Origin of the sequence: Streptomyces marokkonensis (genome assembly GCF_039539045.1) — a bacterium.
GTDB classification, from domain to species: Bacteria; Actinomycetota; Actinomycetes; order Streptomycetales; family Streptomycetaceae; genus Streptomyces; species Streptomyces marokkonensis.
Map to the genome: position 1 here is coordinate 1 of NZ_BAABCQ010000386.1, position 1,051 is coordinate 1,051.

Consider the following 1,051-nt stretch of genomic DNA (forward strand, 5'->3'; position numbering starts at 1 on the left):
AGCGCCGCGACCGCGGCCTCACCGCGACCGCCGTCTCCTGGGGCCCCTGGGCCGAGGGCGGGATGGTCGCCGACACCGGGGACGAGGAGCGGCTGCGGCAGCGCGGCCTGACCACGCTGCGGCCGGACCGGGCGATCTCCGCACTGCACGGTGCGCTGAGCGGCGGGGACGGCGTGGTCACCGTGGCGGACGTGGACTGGGAGCGGTTCGTCGTCCCGTTCACCGTCAGCAGGCCGAGCGCGCTGCTGAGTGAACTGCCCGAGGTCGGGGACGCTCTCGCGGCGACGCCCGGTGAGCAGGGCGCCGAGCCGTCCGCGCTGAAGGTAAAGCTGGCCGCGCTGTCCCCGGACGAACGGCAGCGCTTGCTCGTGGACACGGTGTGCGCGCACGCGGCGGCCGTACTCGGTCACAGCGGTGCCGCGGCGGTCGAACCGGACCTGGCGTTCCGGGACCTCGGCGTCGACTCCCTGACCGCGGTGGAACTGCGCAACCTGCTCACCGCCGACACCGGTCTGGCCCTTCCCGCGACGCTGGTCTTCGACCACCCGACGCCGGAGGCGGCCGCCCGGTACCTGGAGAGCGAACTCTTCGGCGGCACGGGCCCGGGCGAGCTGTCGGTCTTCAGCGAACTCGACCGGCTGGAGTCGGTGGTCACGACCGCCGCTGCCGCCGAGGAGACGGTCAGGTCAGGGGTGCGCAAGCGGTTGCAGGAGTTGTTGACCCTGGTCAACACCGCCGACGAGCAGAGCGCGGGATCGGCCGATGCGCGGCGGCGGCTCCAGGACGCGACGGTCGACGACATTTTCGATCTGATTGATCAAGATCTAGAGGACATCTAGTTCTTGGCGCTCCACCCACGACGACAGCCGAGGACGGATGAGGCGGATGAGCAGCAACGAAGACAGGCTTCTCGAATATCTCAAGCGCGTCACCGGGGACCTTCGCCAGGCCCGGGAGCGCCTTCGCGAGGTCGAGGAGAAGGACCAGGAACCCATAGCGATCGTCGGTATGGCGTGCCGTTATCCGGGCGGGGTGCGTTCGCCCGAGGACC

Annotated in this window: 2 protein-coding genes; both read left to right on the forward strand. The window is 70.6% G+C overall.

The features are described from left to right. Window positions 1-839, forward strand: an 839-nt coding sequence (locus tag ABEA26_RS36020; protein ID WP_345598294.1) for a phosphopantetheine-binding protein, incomplete at its 5' end; no start/stop codon positions are given. Window positions 840-885: 46 nt separating this feature from the next. After that, window positions 886-1,051: polyketide synthase docking domain-containing protein (locus ABEA26_RS36530; RefSeq protein WP_425587963.1), on the forward strand; the 166-nt coding region annotated here is incomplete at its 3' end.